Annotated in this window: 18 protein-coding genes; 5 read left to right on the top strand and 13 right to left on the bottom strand. The window is 69.9% G+C overall.

Annotated elements, in window-relative coordinates:
* Positions 1-3: 3 nt before the first annotated feature.
* The 12 genes from OHS70_RS02455 to OHS70_RS02510 form a co-directional block, all read right to left on the bottom strand.
* Positions 4-3381 (bottom strand): pyruvate carboxylase, encoded by a 3378-nt coding sequence (locus OHS70_RS02455; protein ID WP_328393129.1) that lies wholly within the window; start codon positions 3379-3381, stop codon positions 4-6.
* Positions 3382-3928: 547 nt separating this feature from the next.
* Positions 3929-4210, bottom strand: a complete 282-nt coding sequence (locus OHS70_RS02460; RefSeq protein ID WP_328393131.1) for a gas vesicle protein K — start codon at positions 4208-4210, stop codon at positions 3929-3931.
* The gene (locus OHS70_RS02465; protein ID WP_328393133.1) at positions 4207-4410 is read right to left on the bottom strand and encodes a gas vesicle protein; all 204 of its coding nucleotides are present in this window, start codon (positions 4408-4410) and stop codon (positions 4207-4209) included. The genes OHS70_RS02460 and OHS70_RS02465 overlap by 4 nt, the downstream gene beginning before the upstream one ends.
* Complete coding sequence (locus OHS70_RS02470) at positions 4407-5180, bottom strand: GvpL/GvpF family gas vesicle protein (RefSeq protein ID WP_328393135.1); 774 nt, start codon at positions 5178-5180, stop codon at positions 4407-4409. The genes OHS70_RS02465 and OHS70_RS02470 overlap by 4 nt, the downstream gene beginning before the upstream one ends.
* On the bottom strand, positions 5177-5491 hold the full coding sequence (locus OHS70_RS02475; RefSeq protein ID WP_328393137.1) for a gas vesicle protein: 315 nt from the start codon (positions 5489-5491) through the stop codon (positions 5177-5179). The genes OHS70_RS02470 and OHS70_RS02475 overlap by 4 nt, the downstream gene beginning before the upstream one ends.
* The gene (locus OHS70_RS02480) at positions 5488-6585 is read right to left on the bottom strand and encodes an SRPBCC family protein (protein ID WP_328393139.1); all 1098 of its coding nucleotides are present in this window, start codon (positions 6583-6585) and stop codon (positions 5488-5490) included. Before OHS70_RS02480 ends, OHS70_RS02475 begins: the two co-directional genes overlap by 4 nt.
* Positions 6578-7228, bottom strand: coding sequence for a DNA primase (locus tag OHS70_RS02485; RefSeq protein WP_328393142.1), 651 nt, complete (start codon positions 7226-7228; stop codon positions 6578-6580). Before OHS70_RS02485 ends, OHS70_RS02480 begins: the two co-directional genes overlap by 8 nt.
* On the bottom strand, positions 7225-7461 hold the full coding sequence (locus tag OHS70_RS02490; protein ID WP_328393144.1) for a gas vesicle protein GvpG: 237 nt from the start codon (positions 7459-7461) through the stop codon (positions 7225-7227). Before OHS70_RS02490 ends, OHS70_RS02485 begins: the two co-directional genes overlap by 4 nt.
* A 4-nt stretch (positions 7462-7465) precedes the next feature.
* Positions 7466-8182 (bottom strand): GvpL/GvpF family gas vesicle protein, encoded by a 717-nt coding sequence (locus tag OHS70_RS02495; protein WP_328393146.1) that lies wholly within the window; start codon positions 8180-8182, stop codon positions 7466-7468.
* Positions 8179-8601: a gas vesicle structural protein GvpA gene (locus OHS70_RS02500; protein ID WP_328393148.1), complete on the bottom strand. Its 423-nt coding sequence runs from the start codon at positions 8599-8601 to the stop codon at positions 8179-8181. The genes OHS70_RS02495 and OHS70_RS02500 overlap by 4 nt, the downstream gene beginning before the upstream one ends.
* 109 nt (positions 8602-8710) lie before the next feature.
* Positions 8711-9013 carry a gas vesicle protein GvpO gene (locus tag OHS70_RS02505; protein WP_328393150.1) on the bottom strand — a complete coding sequence of 101 codons (303 nt, stop codon included), beginning with the start codon at positions 9011-9013 and terminating at the stop codon, positions 8711-8713.
* Between the two features lie 57 nt (positions 9014-9070).
* Positions 9071-9415, bottom strand: coding sequence for a phage holin family protein (locus OHS70_RS02510; RefSeq protein WP_328393152.1), 345 nt, complete (start codon positions 9413-9415; stop codon positions 9071-9073).
* On the opposite strand from OHS70_RS02510, the gene OHS70_RS02515 reads away from it, so the two are divergent.
* Positions 9414-9572: a hypothetical protein gene (locus OHS70_RS02515; protein ID WP_328393154.1), complete on the top strand. Its 159-nt coding sequence runs from the start codon at positions 9414-9416 to the stop codon at positions 9570-9572. The two genes, OHS70_RS02510 and OHS70_RS02515, sit on opposite strands and share 2 nt — an antisense overlap.
* Before the next feature lie 337 nt (positions 9573-9909).
* Here OHS70_RS02515 and OHS70_RS02520 read toward each other — a convergent pair whose 3' ends face one another.
* Complete coding sequence (locus OHS70_RS02520; protein WP_328393156.1) at positions 9910-10071, bottom strand: hypothetical protein; 162 nt, start codon at positions 10069-10071, stop codon at positions 9910-9912.
* Between the two features lie 584 nt (positions 10072-10655).
* Between OHS70_RS02520 and OHS70_RS02525 the strand changes: the two genes are divergently transcribed.
* The 4 genes from OHS70_RS02525 (at position 10656) to pgm (ending at position 15980) form a co-directional block, all read left to right on the top strand.
* A complete protein-coding gene (locus tag OHS70_RS02525) occupies positions 10656-13064 on the top strand; it encodes a SpoIIE family protein phosphatase (RefSeq protein ID WP_328393160.1) in 2409 nt (802 codons plus the stop codon).
* The gene (locus OHS70_RS02530; RefSeq protein ID WP_328393162.1) at positions 13061-13198 is read left to right on the top strand and encodes a hypothetical protein; all 138 of its coding nucleotides are present in this window, start codon (positions 13061-13063) and stop codon (positions 13196-13198) included. The genes OHS70_RS02525 and OHS70_RS02530 overlap by 4 nt, the downstream gene beginning before the upstream one ends.
* Before the next feature lie 59 nt (positions 13199-13257).
* Positions 13258-13950 carry an NADPH-dependent F420 reductase gene (locus OHS70_RS02535; RefSeq protein ID WP_328393164.1) on the top strand — a complete coding sequence of 231 codons (693 nt, stop codon included), beginning with the start codon at positions 13258-13260 and terminating at the stop codon, positions 13948-13950.
* 389 nt (positions 13951-14339) lie between these two features.
* Positions 14340-15980 (top strand): phosphoglucomutase (alpha-D-glucose-1,6-bisphosphate-dependent), encoded by a 1641-nt coding sequence (gene pgm / locus OHS70_RS02540; RefSeq protein ID WP_328393166.1) that lies wholly within the window; start codon positions 14340-14342, stop codon positions 15978-15980.
* Positions 15981-16062: the final 82 nt, after the last annotated feature.

Below are 16062 nucleotides of genomic sequence, written 5' to 3' on the forward strand. Positions count from 1 at the left end.
TCGTCAGCCGATCTCGACGAGCAGATCGCCCGCCTCGACCTGCTGGATCCTTCCGATCGCCAGCCGCGCCACCGTGCCCGCACGCTGGGCGGTGATGGAGGCCTCCATCTTCATCGCCTCGATCGTGGCCACCGTCTGACCCGCCGACACCGAAGCGCCCTCCTCCACCTGGAGCGTCACCACACCCGCGAACGGCGCGGGGACATGCCGGTCGTTGCCGCGCTCGGCCTTCTCCGCGGCCTTGACCTCAGTGGCGACGGACCTGTCCCGCACCGACACGGGGCGCAGCTGGCCGTTGAGCGTGGCCAGCACCGTACGGAAGCCCCTCTCGTCGGCCTCGGAGATCGCCTCCAGTTCGATCAGCAGCGTGACACCGGCCCCCAGGGTGACCGTGTGCTCGGTGTCCGGCTCCAAGCCGTAGAAGAAGTCCTGCGTGGGCAGTACGGACGTATCGCCGTACGCCTCGCGGTGGGCGTCGAACTCCTTGGTCGGGCCGGGGAACAGCAGTCTGTTCAGCGTCGCCCGCCGGTCCCGGCCCAGTCCCTGACGGTCCTCGTCCGACAGGGTCGGGGTCTCGGCCTGCTCGGGGCGGCCTTGGAGTGCGCGCGTGCGGAACGGCTCGGGCCAGCCGCCGGGCGGGTCGCCCAGCTCGCCGCGCAGGAAGCCGATCACGGAGTCCGGTACGTCGAACTTGCCGGGGTCGGACTCGAAGTCGGCCGCCTCGACCCCGGCTCCGACCAGGTGCAGGGCGAGGTCTCCCACCACCTTCGAGGAGGGAGTCACCTTGACCAGCCGGCCCAGCATCCGGTCGGCGGCCGCGTAGCAGTCCTCGATCAGCTCGAAGCGGTCGCCGAGGCCGAGCGCAATGGCCTGCTGACGCAGGTTCGACAGCTGTCCGCCGGGGATCTCGTGGTGATAGACGCGCCCGGTGGGCGAGGCGAGCCCCGACTCGAAGGGCGCGTAGACCTTGCGCATGGCTTCCCAGTACGGCTCGAGCCCCCCGACCGCGTCGAGCGAGAGCCCGGTTGCGCGCTCGGTGTGGTCGGTGGCCGCGACGAGCGCCGACAAGGACGGCTGGCTGGTGGTGCCGGCCATCGAGGCCACGGCGGCGTCGACGGCGTCGACGCCCGCGTCGATCGCGGCGATCAGCGTCGCGAGCTGGCCGCCCGCCGTGTCATGCGTGTGCAGATGCACCGGAAGGTCGAAGCGCTCACGCAGTGCGGTCACCAGGGTGCGGGCCGCGGGCGGGCGAAGCAGGCCGGCCATGTCCTTGATGGCCAGTACGTGCGCACCGGCCTCGACGATCTGCTCTGCGAGGCGCAGGTAGTAGTCGAGGGTGTACAGCTGCTCGGCCGGGTCCGACAGGTCCGCGGTGTAGCACAGGGCGACCTCGGCCAGCGCGGTGCCGGTGGACCGTACGGCATCGATGGCGGGACGCATCTGCGAGACGTCGTTGAGCGCGTCGAAGATCCGGAAGATGTCCATACCGGTCGCCGCCGCCTCGGCGACGAAGGCGTCGGTCACCTCGACGGGGTAGGGCGTGTAACCGACGGTGTTACGCCCACGCAGCAGCATCTGCGTACAGATGTTGGGCACCGCCTCCCGCAGTGCCGCGAGACGCTCCCAGGGATCCTCGGCGAGGAAGCGCAGAGCCACGTCGTAGGTGGCGCCGCCCCAGCACTCCAGACTCAGCAGCTCCGGTGCTGTGCGGGCGACATGTGGGGCCACGGCCAGCAGATCACGCGTCCTCACCCGGGTGGCCAGCAGGGACTGGTGCGCGTCACGGAAGGTCGTGTCCGTCACCGCGACGGCCCGCTGTGCGCGCAGCTCCGCTGCGAACGCCTCCGGCCCGAGTGCCGCGAGGCGCTGCCGGGAGCCTGCGGCGGGCGGTGTGCCCAGTGAGGCGGCAGGGAGCTTGACGGCCGGGTCGATGACCTGGGGGCGCGGACCGTGGGGTCGGTTGACGGTCGTCTCGGCGAGATAGGTGAGCATGCGGCTTCCCCGGTCGGCCGAGGGGCGCGCCGTGAGCAGCTCCGGGTGGTCGGCGATGAAGCTCGTCGTGACACGGCCCTCACGGAAGCCGGGATGGTCGAGCACGGCGCCGAGGAAGGGCAGGTTGGTGGCGACTCCGCGGATACGGAACTCGGCGATCGCACGCCGTGCGCGGCGGGCGGCGTTGGCGAAGTCATGGCCGTGGCAGGTCAGTTTGACCAGCATGGAGTCGAAGTGGGCAGACACCTCGGCGCCGGTGTGGACGGTGCCGCCGTCGAGCCGTACGCCGGGGCCGCCCGGGGAACGGTACGCGGAGATGGTGCCGGTGTCGGGGCGGAAGCCGTTGGCGGGATCCTCCGTGGTGATACGGCACTGCAGGGCCGTGCCCGAAAGGACGATGTCGTCCTGCGTCAGGCGCAGTTCCGGAAGCGTCCTTCCCGCGGCGATCCGCAGCTGCCCGATCACCAGGTCCCGTCCGGTCACCTGCTCGGTGACCGTGTGCTCCACCTGGATACGGGGGTTCATCTCGATGAAGACATGGTTGCCGCGCTCGTCGACCAGGAACTCCACGGTGCCCGCGTTGACGTACCCGATGTGCCGGGCGAACGCGACGGCGTCGGCGCAGATGCGGGCTCGCAGCTCCGGGTCGAGGTTCGGCGCGGGAGCGATCTCGACGACCTTCTGGTGGCGCCGCTGCACCGAGCAGTCCCGCTCGTACAGGTGGACGACATTCCCCTGGGCGTCGGCGAGGATCTGCACTTCGATGTGGCGCGGGTTGATGACGGCCTGCTCCAGGAAGACGGTGGCGTCCCCGAACGCCGACTCCGCCTCGCGCATCGCCGCGTCGATCGCCTCCCGCAGCTCGGCAGGCTCGGCGACGCGCCGCATTCCCCGGCCGCCGCCGCCGGCTACGGCCTTGACGAACACCGGGAACCCGATGGAGTCGGCGGCGCCGAGCAGCGCTTCCACGTCCGTGGACGGCTCCGACGACTTCAGTACAGGAACACCGGCCTCGCGGGCGGCCGCCACCGCGCGGGACTTGTTGCCGGTGAGGTGCAGTACGGAAGCGGGGGGCCCGACAAAGGTGATCCCGGCCTCGGCACACGCGGCGGCGAGGTCGGGGTTCTCCGAGAGGAAGCCGTATCCGGGGTAGATGGCGTCGGCACCGGCCTTGCGCGCGGCCTTGATCACCTCGTCGACCGAGAGATAGGCCCGCACCGGATGGCCTTTTTCGCCGATCTGATAGGCCTCGTCCGCCTTTGCCCGGTGGAGCGAGTTGCGGTCCTCGTAGGGGAACACGGCCACGGTGGAGATGCCGAGCTCGAACGCCGCACGGAAGGCGCGGATCGCGATCTCGCCCCGGTTGGCGACCAATACCTTGCGGAACATCAATGTCCCCTGTCGTGTTGCGGGCGCGCAGCCTCAAGGTGGCGATGTCATCCCGGCAGTCCGGGATCGGCATCCGCTGTTCCCGTGACGGTACCGATCAGTAGCGGTGGCGTCGATCTCCGACCGGCGGGAGCTACGTCACGCCGGACGGTGCAGGCGCCGGCACAGTCCATGGCCGTGGGGCCCGGGGCAGGAGCTTCCCGCGCGGTTCCGGCCGGAGCGGGTCCACCACCTTCCGCAGCGTCCGGCACGTCACACCGTGCTTGCGCTCACGCTCCCGCATCGACATGCCACCGCGGTGGTCACGCCGGATCGCCTGTTCGTCGCCACGGGGTGAGCGGACGTCCGCACCACTGACAGCCCGACGGTCCTGCACCGGTTGACGCAGATGTCGACGGCCCGCCACCGGCTGAGCCGCACCCTCGCCGGACGGCCGCACCGACCGGACCAGCGAAAGCATGGACTCGGGGTCCTGACCGGGCGACACAGCCGGCGCGTTGGATTCGCTGTCCGGTCCAGCGCCCTCATGCCGCCGGGCGCGGTCGCGTCATTCGCCGCGCGGCAGCAGGGAGCCCAGCGGGCCGAGGTCGATGTTGAGGTCCTCGGGCCGCAGACCGAACTTGTCCAGAAGGGTTCCCATCCGGTCCTCGAGCAGCATGAGCGTGAGACCGATGCGCTCCTCCTGGTCAGGAGTGAGGTCACCAGTCTCCACCCGGCGCAGGGCCTGCCGTTCCATGAGCTGGCGGAGCAGTTCCACGACGGTCAGCACCAGCTGGGCCAGGTCACGCTCCACGGTGTCGGGATCGAGGTCCACGTGGCGCCGGCTCATGTGTCTTCCCCGAAGGGAGAGGCCACGACCGGTCCGACTGAGCAGATCAGCGCCTTCAGATCGACCCGGACGAGATCGACGTCCGCGATACTCAGCGTCAGATCCCCCGTGATCACGACTCCGCCCGCCAGCAGCCGGTCGAGCAGGTCGACGAGCGCCAGCCGGCGCTGCGCGAGCGGTGGCGTGGCCTGCTGCGTCATACCTCGTCCACCTCCCTGGCGAACGAGTACGGTGCCCAAGGGCCGGTCAGCTCCAACCGGACCCCTCGGCCCGCCGGTGCCAGCCGCCCGACCTCCGCGACGAAGGCCTCACTCCGCTCGCGTGGTACGAGATACGCGGCATTCAGTACGTTGCCCCGTGGAACACCCGGCAGCCTGGCGTCCTGGGGGTGGTGGACCAGACCGGCCTCGGCGAGGCGCGTCAGCTTCGCATGAAGCGTGTGCGACAGCGTGACGGCCTCGGACCACCGGCTCTGACCGGCTTCCCGCCGGCGCAGCCGCTGGCGCAGGTAGTCCCGGCCATTGGCCGGAGCGTCGCCAGACGCCCGGTCGTCGCGCGGTGCCTCCGCCGCGCCGTCGTCCGCGTACACCTTCACCCCCCACTCGACCCGCCCGTCCAGACGGTCCAAGGACCTGACGAACTGCTCTCGGCCCGAGTCGAGGAGGCGCCGTACGCCGTCGTGGTCATGGCAGACGGTCGCGAGACGCAGCGGCAGCGGGGTCGTGACCTGTGCGAGTGCGCCGATCACAGCCTCATGCCCCCGTGCTGTGGCGGTGAGCCAGTCCAGATCCTCCAGATGCGCGCGAAGGGCTTCGCCGTGGAAGTCCTCGGCCGGTACAGCACTCACCACGGCGGTCAGACCGTCGTGGATGAGCAGCTGCGGCCGCGCACCGCCGACGCCTCGCACATCCTGGGGCAGAGCCGTGCCGAAGGGCAGGGTCACGGCGTAGACGTAGCACAGGTCGGTCATGCGGAATCCGCCTCCAGAGCGGCGATGCGCTGTCGCAACCGTTCGTTCTCCTCGGACAGTTCACGCCGGCGCGCCCCGGAGGACAGCGCCGGGTCCTCCTGCCACCAGTCGATGCCCATCTCCTTCGCCCTGTCCACCGAGGCGACGACAAGGCGGAGTTTGATGGTCAGCAGTTCGATGTCGAGGAGATTGATGCGGATGTCCCCGGCGATCACGATGCCCTTGTCGAGCACGCGCTCCAGGATGTCCGCCAGGTTGGCCCCGGAGGCGCCGGAGAGGTAGGGGTCCGGCAGCCGGCTCGGGGACGTCATCGGCTGTCCCGGGCCGGGGAGCCGGCATACGCGGTCTCGTACGCCTCGTCATCCTCGTCCTCGGGCGCGTACGCCGACTCGTCGTCGGGGAGGTCCTCGTCCGGTTCATCCTGGCGGTGCTCGTCCTGCGTGGTGAAGTCCTCGTCGTCAGACGGCTCTTCGCCCTCCGCCTCGCCGTGCACCTCGTCGTCCGCGGCGTCGTACCCGTACTCGTCGTCCTCGTACCCGTCCTCCGCGGCCTCCTCCTCCGCCACGGCTTCCTCATGGGTACGGACCACCTCACCGTCCGCGATCTCGCCGCGCCAGCCGTTCTCGGCCTCACCGCGCATCGAGATGTGGCGTGCGAAGTTCTTGAGATCGAGCCGCACCCGGCGGCCCTGGGCGCGCCAGATGTTCCCCGTCTTCTCGAACAGCCCCTTGGGGTAGTACTCGATGACCAGCAGAACGCGTGTGAGCGTGTCGCCCAGGGCGTGGAAGGTGACGACGCCCTTGGTCGTGCCCTTGGCGCCTTCCGACGTCCAGGCCATGCGGGTGTCGGGGATCTGTTCGGTGGTGCGGGCCTTCCAACTGCGGTTGGACCAGAAGACCTTGAGGTTCCAGTCCGATGTGGTGTCGTCCGCGGCTGCCGCGCTCGTGACTCCCTTGGCGAAGGCGGGGAAGTCCTGGTAACGGGTCCACTGGTCGTAGGCCTCACGCACAGGCACTCCGACGTCCACGGATTCGAGGATGACGGTAGGTTTCCTCCCGCCCCCGCCCTTTCTGCCCTTCTTCCCCGATGAGGCGATGCTCTTGACGGCGTCGACGACATTCTCCTTCAGCCGAGCGGCGCCGAGTTCCACGGCGGTGCGCACGGGTGCCTTGCCGTCGGCGAGTTTGCGGCCGCCGTCCAGGGCCAGGCGGGCGAAGCCGGGGCTGCGGCCGTCCGCAATGTCGTTGAGCTTGACGGTGCTCTCGCCGAGCTTGCGGCCCAGCGCCGCGAGGAGGCGTTCGGTCTGTGCAAGGGCGTAGCCCTGGAGTTCGGACTTGAGCCGGTCGACCGCCGCCGGGTCCAGGGAGCCCGGCAGGGTGTTGCCGGTGTTCTTCGTATCAGTCATGGGACCGGCCTCCCCTCGACGCGGCCGTCTTCCGGGCCGCAGCGCTCCCCTGGGCCTTTGCCCTCGCCGTCGCCCTGGCAGGCACGGTCTTCTTGGCATCGGCAGTGTTCCGGGCGGCCGGCTCCTTGGCGGCGCCCCGCGTGCGGGCGGGCTTCCGGGCCGCGGCCTTCTTCCTGACGGGCTGCTTCTTGCCGGCTGCCGGTGACTCCTCCGCGTCAGCATCGTCGGCCACGGTCTCGGCATCCTCGGCGTCGTGTGCGTCCAAAAGCTCCTCCGCGCCTTCCGTCTCATCTGCCCGTATGGGCCCCGTCGCCTCGTCGACGGCCCCGGAGAGCTGGTCCTGGACGCCGAGGGTGCGCTCGTGCAACCGGTCCGCCAGTCCGCTGATCTGCCGGTTCACGACGGCGCCGGTGGCGGCCTTGCCCACTCCTCGCAGATCTGTGCGCAGTTGGTCGCCGATCTCCTTGAATTGCGGGTTGTCGCGCAGCCGCGCCGTGAGTGCCTCGGCGAGCGCACGCGGATGGAGCTGAAGTCGTTTACCCATCACCATCGTGCCGACGGCGAAGGCCAGTTTCGCCTTCTTCGTCCGCCCGAGCAGATAGCCCGCGCCTACCGCGAGCCCCAAGGTCAGCCTGTTGTTCATGGTGTCGGATTCCCACTCTCGAGTCGGTCGAGGAGCTCGTCCTCCAGGCGGTCGAATTCGGCCTCGTCGATCTCCCCGGCCTCCAGCCGCCTCTCCAGAAGGGCGAGTTCACGCATGACGGTCGAAGGGTCGTAGTACTGCCGCTCGGCCTCGGCGGCGACCTGACGCAGCACCCAGAGGGTGCCGCGCACCGGTGCCGCGGGAAGCAGGACGATCTCGCCCAGCAGGCCCATGGCGTCACTCCACGAAGCTGTACGGGGGCAACGGGCCGTTGAGCTGCACGGACAGTTGCGGACTCGCCTCGGCCAGGGAGTTCACCGCGGCGACGAACGCGTCGGCGTCGTCATGCGCCACCAGGCAGGAGACATTGACCAGCCAGCCGGAGGACTGGGGTCCCTCGCTGATCGCCTCGGCCGAGCGCCCGAGCTCCTGGCGCAAGTGCTCGGCGTCGATCGTCTCGCGCCGCTGCACGGCGGCCACGATCCGCTCACCGAGGCGGAGCTTCTCTTCGTGACTCCCACCACCTGCCAGGCGGTTGGCCTCGCTCATCGCTCGCAGTTCGGGGTTCTCACCGAGAATCCGATGCAGGACGAGCTCTTCCTCGTGCACGGCCTTCACGTTGAACTCGACCTTGCCGTCGAGCGCGGTGAGCCGTTCCTGGAAATGGCCGGCCCGCTCCGCGAGCACGGCTTTGACAGCGTGGTCGTCGGGTGACACACCGCCGAAGCGCATCGGCAGCACCGCACCGGCGGCCGACGCCTCGGCGAGCACCCGCTGGTGCGCGAGCAGATCACGCCGCTTGGGACGAAGGTGCTCCGGGGCGTCACTGACGATGGCCAGCAGCTCACCCTCGGTCACTGCGCGTACGGGCAGCGGCGGGTCGCCGACGCCCACGAGTTCGGCGGCGGGGCCCGGGTGGGAGCGGCGGGTGATGCCGTAGACGTATGTACTCACTCCTGCTCCTCCTTCTTACGGGCCGGCGCGGTACGCCGGGTACGCGGCCGGGGCTCGGACTGGCCTTCGTCCCGGGCCTGCTGAAAGGCGTCCGAGATGGTCTGTGCGGCACCGGAGAGGGCGCCCTTGGACTTTCCGCGGGCACCGGACTCGGTGATCTCGCCGACGATCTCGGGAAGACCGGGGCTCCTGTTCGGGCCGGCCTCCAGATCGAGGCGGTTGCACGCCTCGGCGAACCGCAGATAGGTGTCGACGCTGGCCACGACGACCCGTATGTCGATCTTCAGGATCTCGATGCCGACGAGCGAGACGCGTACGAAGGCGTCGATGACGAGCCCGCGGTCGAGTACGAGCTCGAGCACGTCGTAGAGTCCGCTGGTACCGCCGCCGCGGCTCTGCTGTGCCGGAACAACCGTCATGATGTCCGGTCCTCCTGTCTGGTGATTGTGGTCCTTTGGCCGGCGCGGGGTACGGCTCATGCCCGGTGATCGGCGGACCACGGCCCTCAGGGGACGGCCGCGTGGACCGTCATGAGGGGTCCGCCTTCCCGCGCTCGTAGCGCCGGACGCGCCGGTAGGTGGTCAGTTCGGCGTCGGGGCCGAGGACGACCTCGTACGTCGCGAGCAGGCTGGTCGTGTCGGGGACCCGGGCCAGTTCGAGGACTTCGACCTCGAGGACCCAGCCGTCCTCGGTGCGGGCGAAGGACGACACCGACTCCGGCTGCATTCCCGTGAGTTCGGCGAGCTGGCTCCGGGCCAGCCGCAGGACCTCGACGGCAGTGGGCGGGCCGTCCGCCCCGGAACCCTTTGAGGTTCTCCGTTGGTTCGTCATGCCTGACTCGTTCTCCATCGGGTTGCCCGTCCTGGGCGTCGGAAACGTGATGCTTCGTCAGTTCCGGATGTCCGTCTCAGGAGCATGCGGAGGAAGCGGCGGCACCTCGGGCGGATATACGGCGGCAGAGGGTGAACCCTCCTGACGCGCCGCGGATTTGAGCCAGACCGCCACGACCGCGAGGACGATCCCCACGATCAGGCCGGCGGCCCACCCGGGCAGAAATGCAGCAAGGGCCAGCACCAGAAAGGCGGTCAGAGCCGCCCCCGCGTAGAGCCCGGCGGCACCGGAACCCGTGTACAGAAGTGCCGTACGCCGCTGCTTGGTTGTCCGCTCGCGCAGCTCGTCCCTGATGGCTTCCCGGACGACCTGGGCAACATGGTCCGACAGGTTGGTGTCCATGACCGTCGCCTACCCTTGGCCCTCCCGGGTACGCGTGCCGCTGCCGAGGCAGGTTGCCGTGGGCGTGGGGCGGCCTGACGCGGCGGCAGCCGTGCTGGGTCGGCACGCGGCAGATCGGCTCGACGACGCCGAAGCGGTCCCGGCGCTCGCCAATTGAACGCTACGAGCGTGTGCGTGGCCGGTCCAGCGCCGCCGCGAGCCACCTCACCCGGGACGGTTCAGCGGCGCCGGCCGGTCACTTCGGCCTGCGCTCCGGCGGGTGGGGATGAAGCCCGGTCATCAGGATGTCCAGGTCCTGCCGCGTGGTCGCCGGCTCCCACCCGGCCGTCCGCACACAGCACCCGGCCGAGCGACGGGCGCCAGTCGAGACCCGGCCGGTCGGGTCGGAGCCCGGCGAGGGTGTCCATCAACGACGCGGACAGCCGAGTACCTGCGGCGCCGACTACAAGAACACGCCAGTCCGACCCGTAGCCGCAGCGTCTCCGCGCTTGCCTTCACCCGCGATGACGGGCCGCCATGTGCTCGGCGTGATGCCGGTCGAGCGCGGTTCCCTGCTCTTCACCGTCGTCGACGTGGCAGTCGTTCTCCCGGAATGCTTCGTGAATGGAGTGGGCCTCCAGTTCCGGATGCGGCGCGTCGGGGTAGGGGGCGCGCATCGTGCGCGAGACGGTGGCCGCGAAATCGTGGTCGTACAGCTCCGGACCCGCGGGTTGATCTTCGGACCGCCATGACGATGCCGAGGTTCTCGCCGTCCTCCGGGTGAGGACGAGGAGGGACTCGCTCTGCCGGATACGGGCCTGGTCGAGGACGCCGGTGTCGGTGGCGTCCTCCAGCAGCGGCCCGCCTGCTGGAGAGCGTCGTCTTCAGCCTGATCGGCCTCGCCCTGCCGATCCTGATGCGCGACCTGCCCGAGGGGTACGGCCTGTGGCCGCTCCAAGCGCTCGCCGACGTCACCACGCTCGTCGCCGTTCACCTGGTGCGGCAGTTCTGACCTGGGCCGGCTGCGGCGCGGGCTCCGAGCCCGGCTGGAGCACGGCCACGCCGGTCAGGGCGCGACATCGCCCAGGGCAGCTGTTCGGTGACAGCGCCTGCCCCTCCCGTTCGGCTCCGTGGACGCAGCCCTTGTCATGCCGGACGGCCGTCCGTCCCTCGTCGGCAGCCGCGCGCTCGGTCCGATTGGTTGCGCAGGGTCAGCATCGGACGGATTCTGGACGTGATGAAGCAGGCCGGTGAGGGCGTGATGAGTTACGCACGGAAGGCGACCGGGAACGTCGACTTCCGTGGCCCGCTGCACGTCACGAAGGCCGCCACGTTCGTACTCGACGGCCAGGACATCGTCATCGGCTGCAGTCCCGTCGCGCAGGAGCTTCTGGGCTACCGGCCGACCGAGATCATCGGACGGCCTGTCGGCACATTCCTGGCGTCCACAGCGGAATCGGCATCGGCATCGGCATCGGCTGATCAGACCGCCGGGCAGCCGGTCCCGCCCTTCCCGGAGCGCAACGTACATGTCGCCGTCCACCGGGACGGTCACCGTCTGCAACTCGTCACCGCCGTCTGTCACCTGTCCGGCACCGGCCCGGCGCAGCGGCTCCTCGTGGCCGCCGACCGGGAGCGGCTCAGAACATGGGAATCCCGGCTGGCCATGCTGCACAGTCTGGCCACGCAGTCACCTGTGGGTCTCGCCATCTACGACACCGATCTCCGTCTCGTCTGGTGCAACGCCGTCTCCGAGGAGGAGCTCGGGCTGCCGCTTGCGGAAGTCCGGGGCGAGTTGGCCGACGACCTGTACCCCGGGGGCAGATTCGTGACGGCGGGCTATCCGGAGACGATCGACACGGTCCTGCACCAGGTGATCGAGACAGGAGAGCCGTTCCTCGACCTGCACTTCCGCGGGGAGCAACCCAGCGACCCCGGGAGCGAACACACTTGGTCCTGTTCCTACTACCGGCTTCAGGACATGGGCAGCCATGTACTCGGCGTGTGCGAGGACGCGTTCGACATCTGCGACCGCTACAAGGCGCAGCGGGAGCTGAGCCTGTTGGCCGAGGCCAGCCGTCGCGTCGGAACCACGCTGGATGTGATCGTCACGACCGACGAGCTGGCCGAGGTGGCTGTGCCGGAGTTCGCCGACCTTGTCCAGGTCGACCTCGCTCCGGCGGTGCTGACCGGCGAGGTGCCGAGCGTCGCAGGTCCGGCTGGTACCCGGCTGATGCGCGCCTCGTCCCGCGCGGCGGCACCCGGCGGCACAGCAGACGACGTGGGGCCGCAGAACCGTCCACTGCGTCCGGTGGAGTATCCGAACGGCTCGCCCCAGCACCGTAGTCTCGCCTCGGGCGGGCTCGTGCTCGAAGAGGGCACACTGGTCGTGCCGCTGCGCGCCGGGGGCAGCGCCCTGGGCCTCGTCACCTTCGATCGCGGCAATGGGTCGGGCTTCTTCGACAGCGGTGCGGTTGCGGTGGCGGACGAGCTGGTCACCCGGGCCGCGGTGTCCGTCGACAACGCTCGTCGCTTCACCCGCGAACGGGCTGCGGCCCTGGCTCTCCAGCGGCAGCTCCTGCCCCAGCAGCTGCCGTCGAACTCGGCGGTCGAACTGGCTCATCGCTACCTGCCCGCGGACAGTCTGAGCGGCGTCGGCGGCGACTGGTTCGACGTCATCCCGCTGTCAGGAACCCGCGTCGGACTCGTGGTCGGGGACGTGGTGGGCCGTGGGCTCCAGGCGGCAGCCACCATGGGACGCCTGCGGACGACGGCGCGCGCGCTCGCACGTCTGGACATACCCCCTGACGAACTCCTCATGCGGCTCGACGATCTCGTGGGGCAGCCCGAGGACGACGTGGACGCCCCCGGCGCGTTCGCCGGGGACCACAATGTCGCAACCGGGGCCACCTGCCTCTACGCGATCTACGACCCCGTGTCGCGACACTGCACCATGGCTCGCGCGGGCCACCTGCCGCCGGCGATCGTGGAACCTGATGGACGCGTCCGTTTCCCGGAGCTGCCGGCCGGCCCGCCCCTGGGGCTCGGCGGGCTTCCCTTCGAGTCCCTCGAGGTCGACCTACCGGTGGGAAGTCTGTTGGCTCTCTTCACCGACGGTCTGGTCGAGGTGCACGACCAGGACATCGAAGAGAGGCTGGATACCCTGGCGAGAGTCCTCAGCGAGGGCTCGAGTTCCCTGGAGGATCTCTGTGATCGTGTCACCTCCGAACTGCATCCGGGCGGCACGACCCTCGATGACTCGGCTCTCCTGCTGGTCCGCACCCGCGAACTCGACAGCCGCAGGGTCGCCACCTGGAACCTGCCGACGGAACCGGTCTCTGCCGGCCGGGCCCGGGATCTTGTCGCCGGGCAGCTGAACAACTGGGGGCTGGAAGAGCTTGTGTTCTCCACCGAGCTGATCGCCAGCGAGCTGATCACCAATGCGGTCAAGCATGCTGTGGGTCCAGTGCATCTGCGGCTCATCCACGACCGCACACTCGTATGCGAAGTTGCGGACGCCGGACACACCGCCCCCCACCTGCGCCACAGCGGAGACGACGACGAAGGCGGGCGCGGACTGTTCATCGTTGCCCAGCTCGTCCTTCGATGGGGGACGCGTTACAGCCACTGGGGCAAGTCCATCTGGACGGAACAGGCACTGCACGCTTGAGCGCCCCGTCTCGGACCGGACCGCAAGGCGATGAACTCTTCATATTTCCCATCGACTTCGCCCCCGAAGGCGTCGGGACCACCGTGCGCTGCGCGGTGCGGGACACCGAGCAGGGCTACGCCGAAGGCGGCTGAAAGCACCCCAAGTCGCAGGGCCGGGGAATACGGCTGCCGTGTGGCCCGCTGTGATCACCATGAGCACTCTTGGACTGATCGGCAGTGGGCACATCGGCAGCACCCTCGCGAGGCTCGGCGTAGCCGCCGGGCTCGATGTGGTCCTCAGCAACTCACGCGGACCTGAGACTCTCGCCGACCTGGTTGCGGAGCTGGGCCCGCACGCCCGGGCCGCGACACCGGCCGAGGCGGCGGCCGCCGGCGACTGGGTCGTGGTCACCGTCCCGCTGAAGAACTACCGTCAGGTGCCGGTGGCGCCGCTGTCAGGGAAGATCGTTCTCGACACCGACAACTACTACCCCGAGCGCGACGGACAGATCACCGAACTGGACGCGGAAGAGACCACCACCAGCGAACTCCTCCAGCGGCATCTGCCGGACGCCAAGGTCGTCAAGGCGTTCAACAACATCTTCTTCGGGCATCTCGCCGCGTTGGCCCGGCCCTCAGGCGCGGTGGACCGTTCGGCGTTGCCGATCGCCGGCGATGACCCCGAGGCGAAGGCCGCCGCCACCCGGCTGCTCGATCTCCTCGGCTATGACGCGGTGGACGCGGGGCCGCTCGCCGACAGCTGGCGCTTCCAGCGCGACACGCCGGCCTATGTCGTTCCGTACGCGAAGAACCCGCAGGGTCGCGGCATCTCCATGGACGACCCGGGAGCGAGCGCGGACGCCGCGACGCTGCGCGCGGCCCTGGCCGCGGCCCGACGCGGCTGAGGAGCGACCGAACTCGGCCGAGCTTGCGAGCGAACGCGGGCTGACGGGCCAAGCGGCCCAGGACCGGGGGTGCTCCCGGCCTGAAGGCACCGTTGCCCACTACCAGTTGCTCAAGTGCCTCAGGCGGAGCCACCGGCTCGGCCATCGGCGCCACGGCGGCCTTCGGGTGACGTCATACTTGACCACCCGTGACAAACGAGGACGCCGGCAGCGAACGGGCCAACTTCTCGGAACGGCCACGCGATGCGGGTGCCCGGGCCGACGCTGAGCATGCCCGCCCGGGGCGTCTCTCGGCACATCCGTGCGGAGGGGCGGCCGGACGAAACGCGACTCACAAGCGATCATGACTCGTGCACTGATCGCACCGACCGATGCGGAGGAGTGGACGGATGCCGAACGAGCGCGCGGGACAGCCGACGCGGCCGGAGGACCTCATCGATGTGGCTCGGCTGGTGACCGCGTACTACGCCTTGCACCCCGATCCGGCCGAACCCGCCCAGCGAGTCGCCTTCGGCACGTCGGGACACCGGGGATCCGCCCTCGCCACCGCCTTCAACGAGGACCACATCGCCGCGACCAGCCAGGCGATCTGCGAGTACCGGGCCCAGCAGGGAACCGACGGGCCGCTGTTCCTCGGCGCCGACACCCATGCGCTGTCCGAACCCGCCCGGGTGACCGCTCTGGAGGTCTTCGCGGCCAACGGCGTCACCGTGCTCATCGATGCCGCCGACGGCTACACCCCCACCCCGGCGGTGTCGCACGCCATCCTCGCCCACAACCGCAGGCGTGCCTCCGGCCGGGCCGACGGCGTGGTGGTCACGCCTTCGCACAATCCACCGGCCGACGGCGGCTTCAAGTACAACCCCCCGAACGGCGGGCCCGCCGGTTCCGAGGCGACCGGCTGGATCCAGGAGCGCGCCAACGAGATCATCACGGGCGGTCTGAAGGATGTCCGCCGCCTGCCCTGCAGCGCGGCGCTCGCCGCGCCGACCACCGAGCGGTACGACTTCCTCGGCGCCTATGTGCGAGACCTGCCGTCCGTGCTCGACCTGGATGCGGTGCGCGCCGCGGGTGTGCGCATCGGTGCAGATCCGCTCGGGGGCGCATCCGTGGCGTACTGGGGCCGCATCGCCGAGGAGCACCGCCTCGATCTGACCGTCGTCAACCCGTACACCGATCCCACCTGGCGGTTCATGACGCTGGACTGGGACGGCAGGATCCGGATGGACTGCTCGTCCCCGTACGCGATGGCGTCGCTGATCGAGCGCCGCGACCACTTCCAGATCGCCACCGGCAACGACGCCGACGCCGACCGGCACGGCATCGTCACCCCCGACGGCGGCCTGATGAACCCCAATCACTATCTGGCCACCGCCATCGCCTACCTCTACAGTCACCGCGACCAGTGGCCGGCCGGTGCCGGTGTCGGCAAGACGCTGGTGTCCTCCAGCATGATCGACCGGGTGGCGGCCGACCTCGGGCGCGAGCTGATCGAGGTGCCGGTGGGCTTCAAGTGGTTCGTGGACGGCCTGATCGACGGCTCGCTCGGCTTCGGCGGTGAGGAGTCCGCCGGGGCCTCCTTCCTGCGCCGGGACGGCTCGGTGTGGACCACCGACAAGGACGGCATCCTCCTGGCCCTGCTCGCGTCCGAGATCCTGGCGGTGACGGGGCAGACGCCGAGCGAACGCTACGCTTCGCTCACCGCCCGGTTCGGCGAACCGGCCTACGCCCGTGTCGACGCCCCCGCGACCCGCGAGGAGAAGGCCGTACTCAGCCGTCTCTCTCCCGACCAGGTGACGGCCGACACCCTTGCCGGGGAACCGATCACCTCGGTGCTCACCCAGGCGCCGGGCAACGGGGCGGCCATCGGCGGCATCAAGGTGACCACCGCCAACGCCTGGTTCGCCGCACGCCCTTCGGGTACCGAAGACGTCTACAAGGTGTACGCCGAGTCCTTCCTCGGAGCCGACCACCTGACGCGCGTACAGGAGGAGGCCCGGTCCGTCGTGGCGGCGGCATTGAGCAGCTGACCGTCCTGCCCTCCGGTGACACGGCGTCTGACGACGCGTCCGTCCACAGCTCTCCGGTTCGGCTTCCGGCCCTGCCGCCGAG

The organism is Streptomyces sp. NBC_00390 (genome assembly GCF_036057275.1).
Taxonomy (GTDB): domain Bacteria; phylum Actinomycetota; class Actinomycetes; order Streptomycetales; family Streptomycetaceae; genus Streptomyces.

Coding starts and splice junctions, on each gene's coding strand:
- OHS70_RS02455 (WP_328393129.1), bottom strand. CDS start 3,381: ATGTTCCGCAAGGTATTGGTCGCCAACCGGGGCGAGATCGCGATCCGC.
- OHS70_RS02460 (WP_328393131.1), bottom strand. CDS start 4,210: ATGAGCCGGCGCCACGTGGACCTCGATCCCGACACCGTGGAGCGTGAC.
- OHS70_RS02465 (WP_328393133.1), bottom strand. CDS start 4,410: ATGACGCAGCAGGCCACGCCACCGCTCGCGCAGCGCCGGCTGGCGCTC.
- OHS70_RS02470 (WP_328393135.1), bottom strand. CDS start 5,180: ATGACCGACCTGTGCTACGTCTACGCCGTGACCCTGCCCTTCGGCACG.
- OHS70_RS02475 (WP_328393137.1), bottom strand. CDS start 5,491: ATGACGTCCCCGAGCCGGCTGCCGGACCCCTACCTCTCCGGCGCCTCC.
- OHS70_RS02480 (WP_328393139.1), bottom strand. CDS start 6,585: ATGACTGATACGAAGAACACCGGCAACACCCTGCCGGGCTCCCTGGAC.
- OHS70_RS02485 (WP_328393142.1), bottom strand. CDS start 7,228: ATGAACAACAGGCTGACCTTGGGGCTCGCGGTAGGCGCGGGCTATCTG.
- OHS70_RS02490 (WP_328393144.1), bottom strand. CDS start 7,461: ATGGGCCTGCTGGGCGAGATCGTCCTGCTTCCCGCGGCACCGGTGCGC.
- OHS70_RS02500 (WP_328393148.1), bottom strand. CDS start 8,601: ATGACGGTTGTTCCGGCACAGCAGAGCCGCGGCGGCGGTACCAGCGGA.
- OHS70_RS02505 (WP_328393150.1), bottom strand. CDS start 9,013: ATGACGAACCAACGGAGAACCTCAAAGGGTTCCGGGGCGGACGGCCCG.
- OHS70_RS02515 (WP_328393154.1), top strand. CDS start 9,414: ATGACCGTCGCCTACCCTTGGCCCTCCCGGGTACGCGTGCCGCTGCCG.
- OHS70_RS02510 (WP_328393152.1), bottom strand. CDS start 9,415: ATGGACACCAACCTGTCGGACCATGTTGCCCAGGTCGTCCGGGAAGCC.
- OHS70_RS02520 (WP_328393156.1), bottom strand. CDS start 10,071: ATGCGCGCCCCCTACCCCGACGCGCCGCATCCGGAACTGGAGGCCCAC.
- OHS70_RS02525 (WP_328393160.1), top strand. CDS start 10,656: ATGAGTTACGCACGGAAGGCGACCGGGAACGTCGACTTCCGTGGCCCG.
- OHS70_RS02535 (WP_328393164.1), top strand. CDS start 13,258: ATGAGCACTCTTGGACTGATCGGCAGTGGGCACATCGGCAGCACCCTC.
- pgm (WP_328393166.1), top strand. CDS start 14,340: ATGCCGAACGAGCGCGCGGGACAGCCGACGCGGCCGGAGGACCTCATC.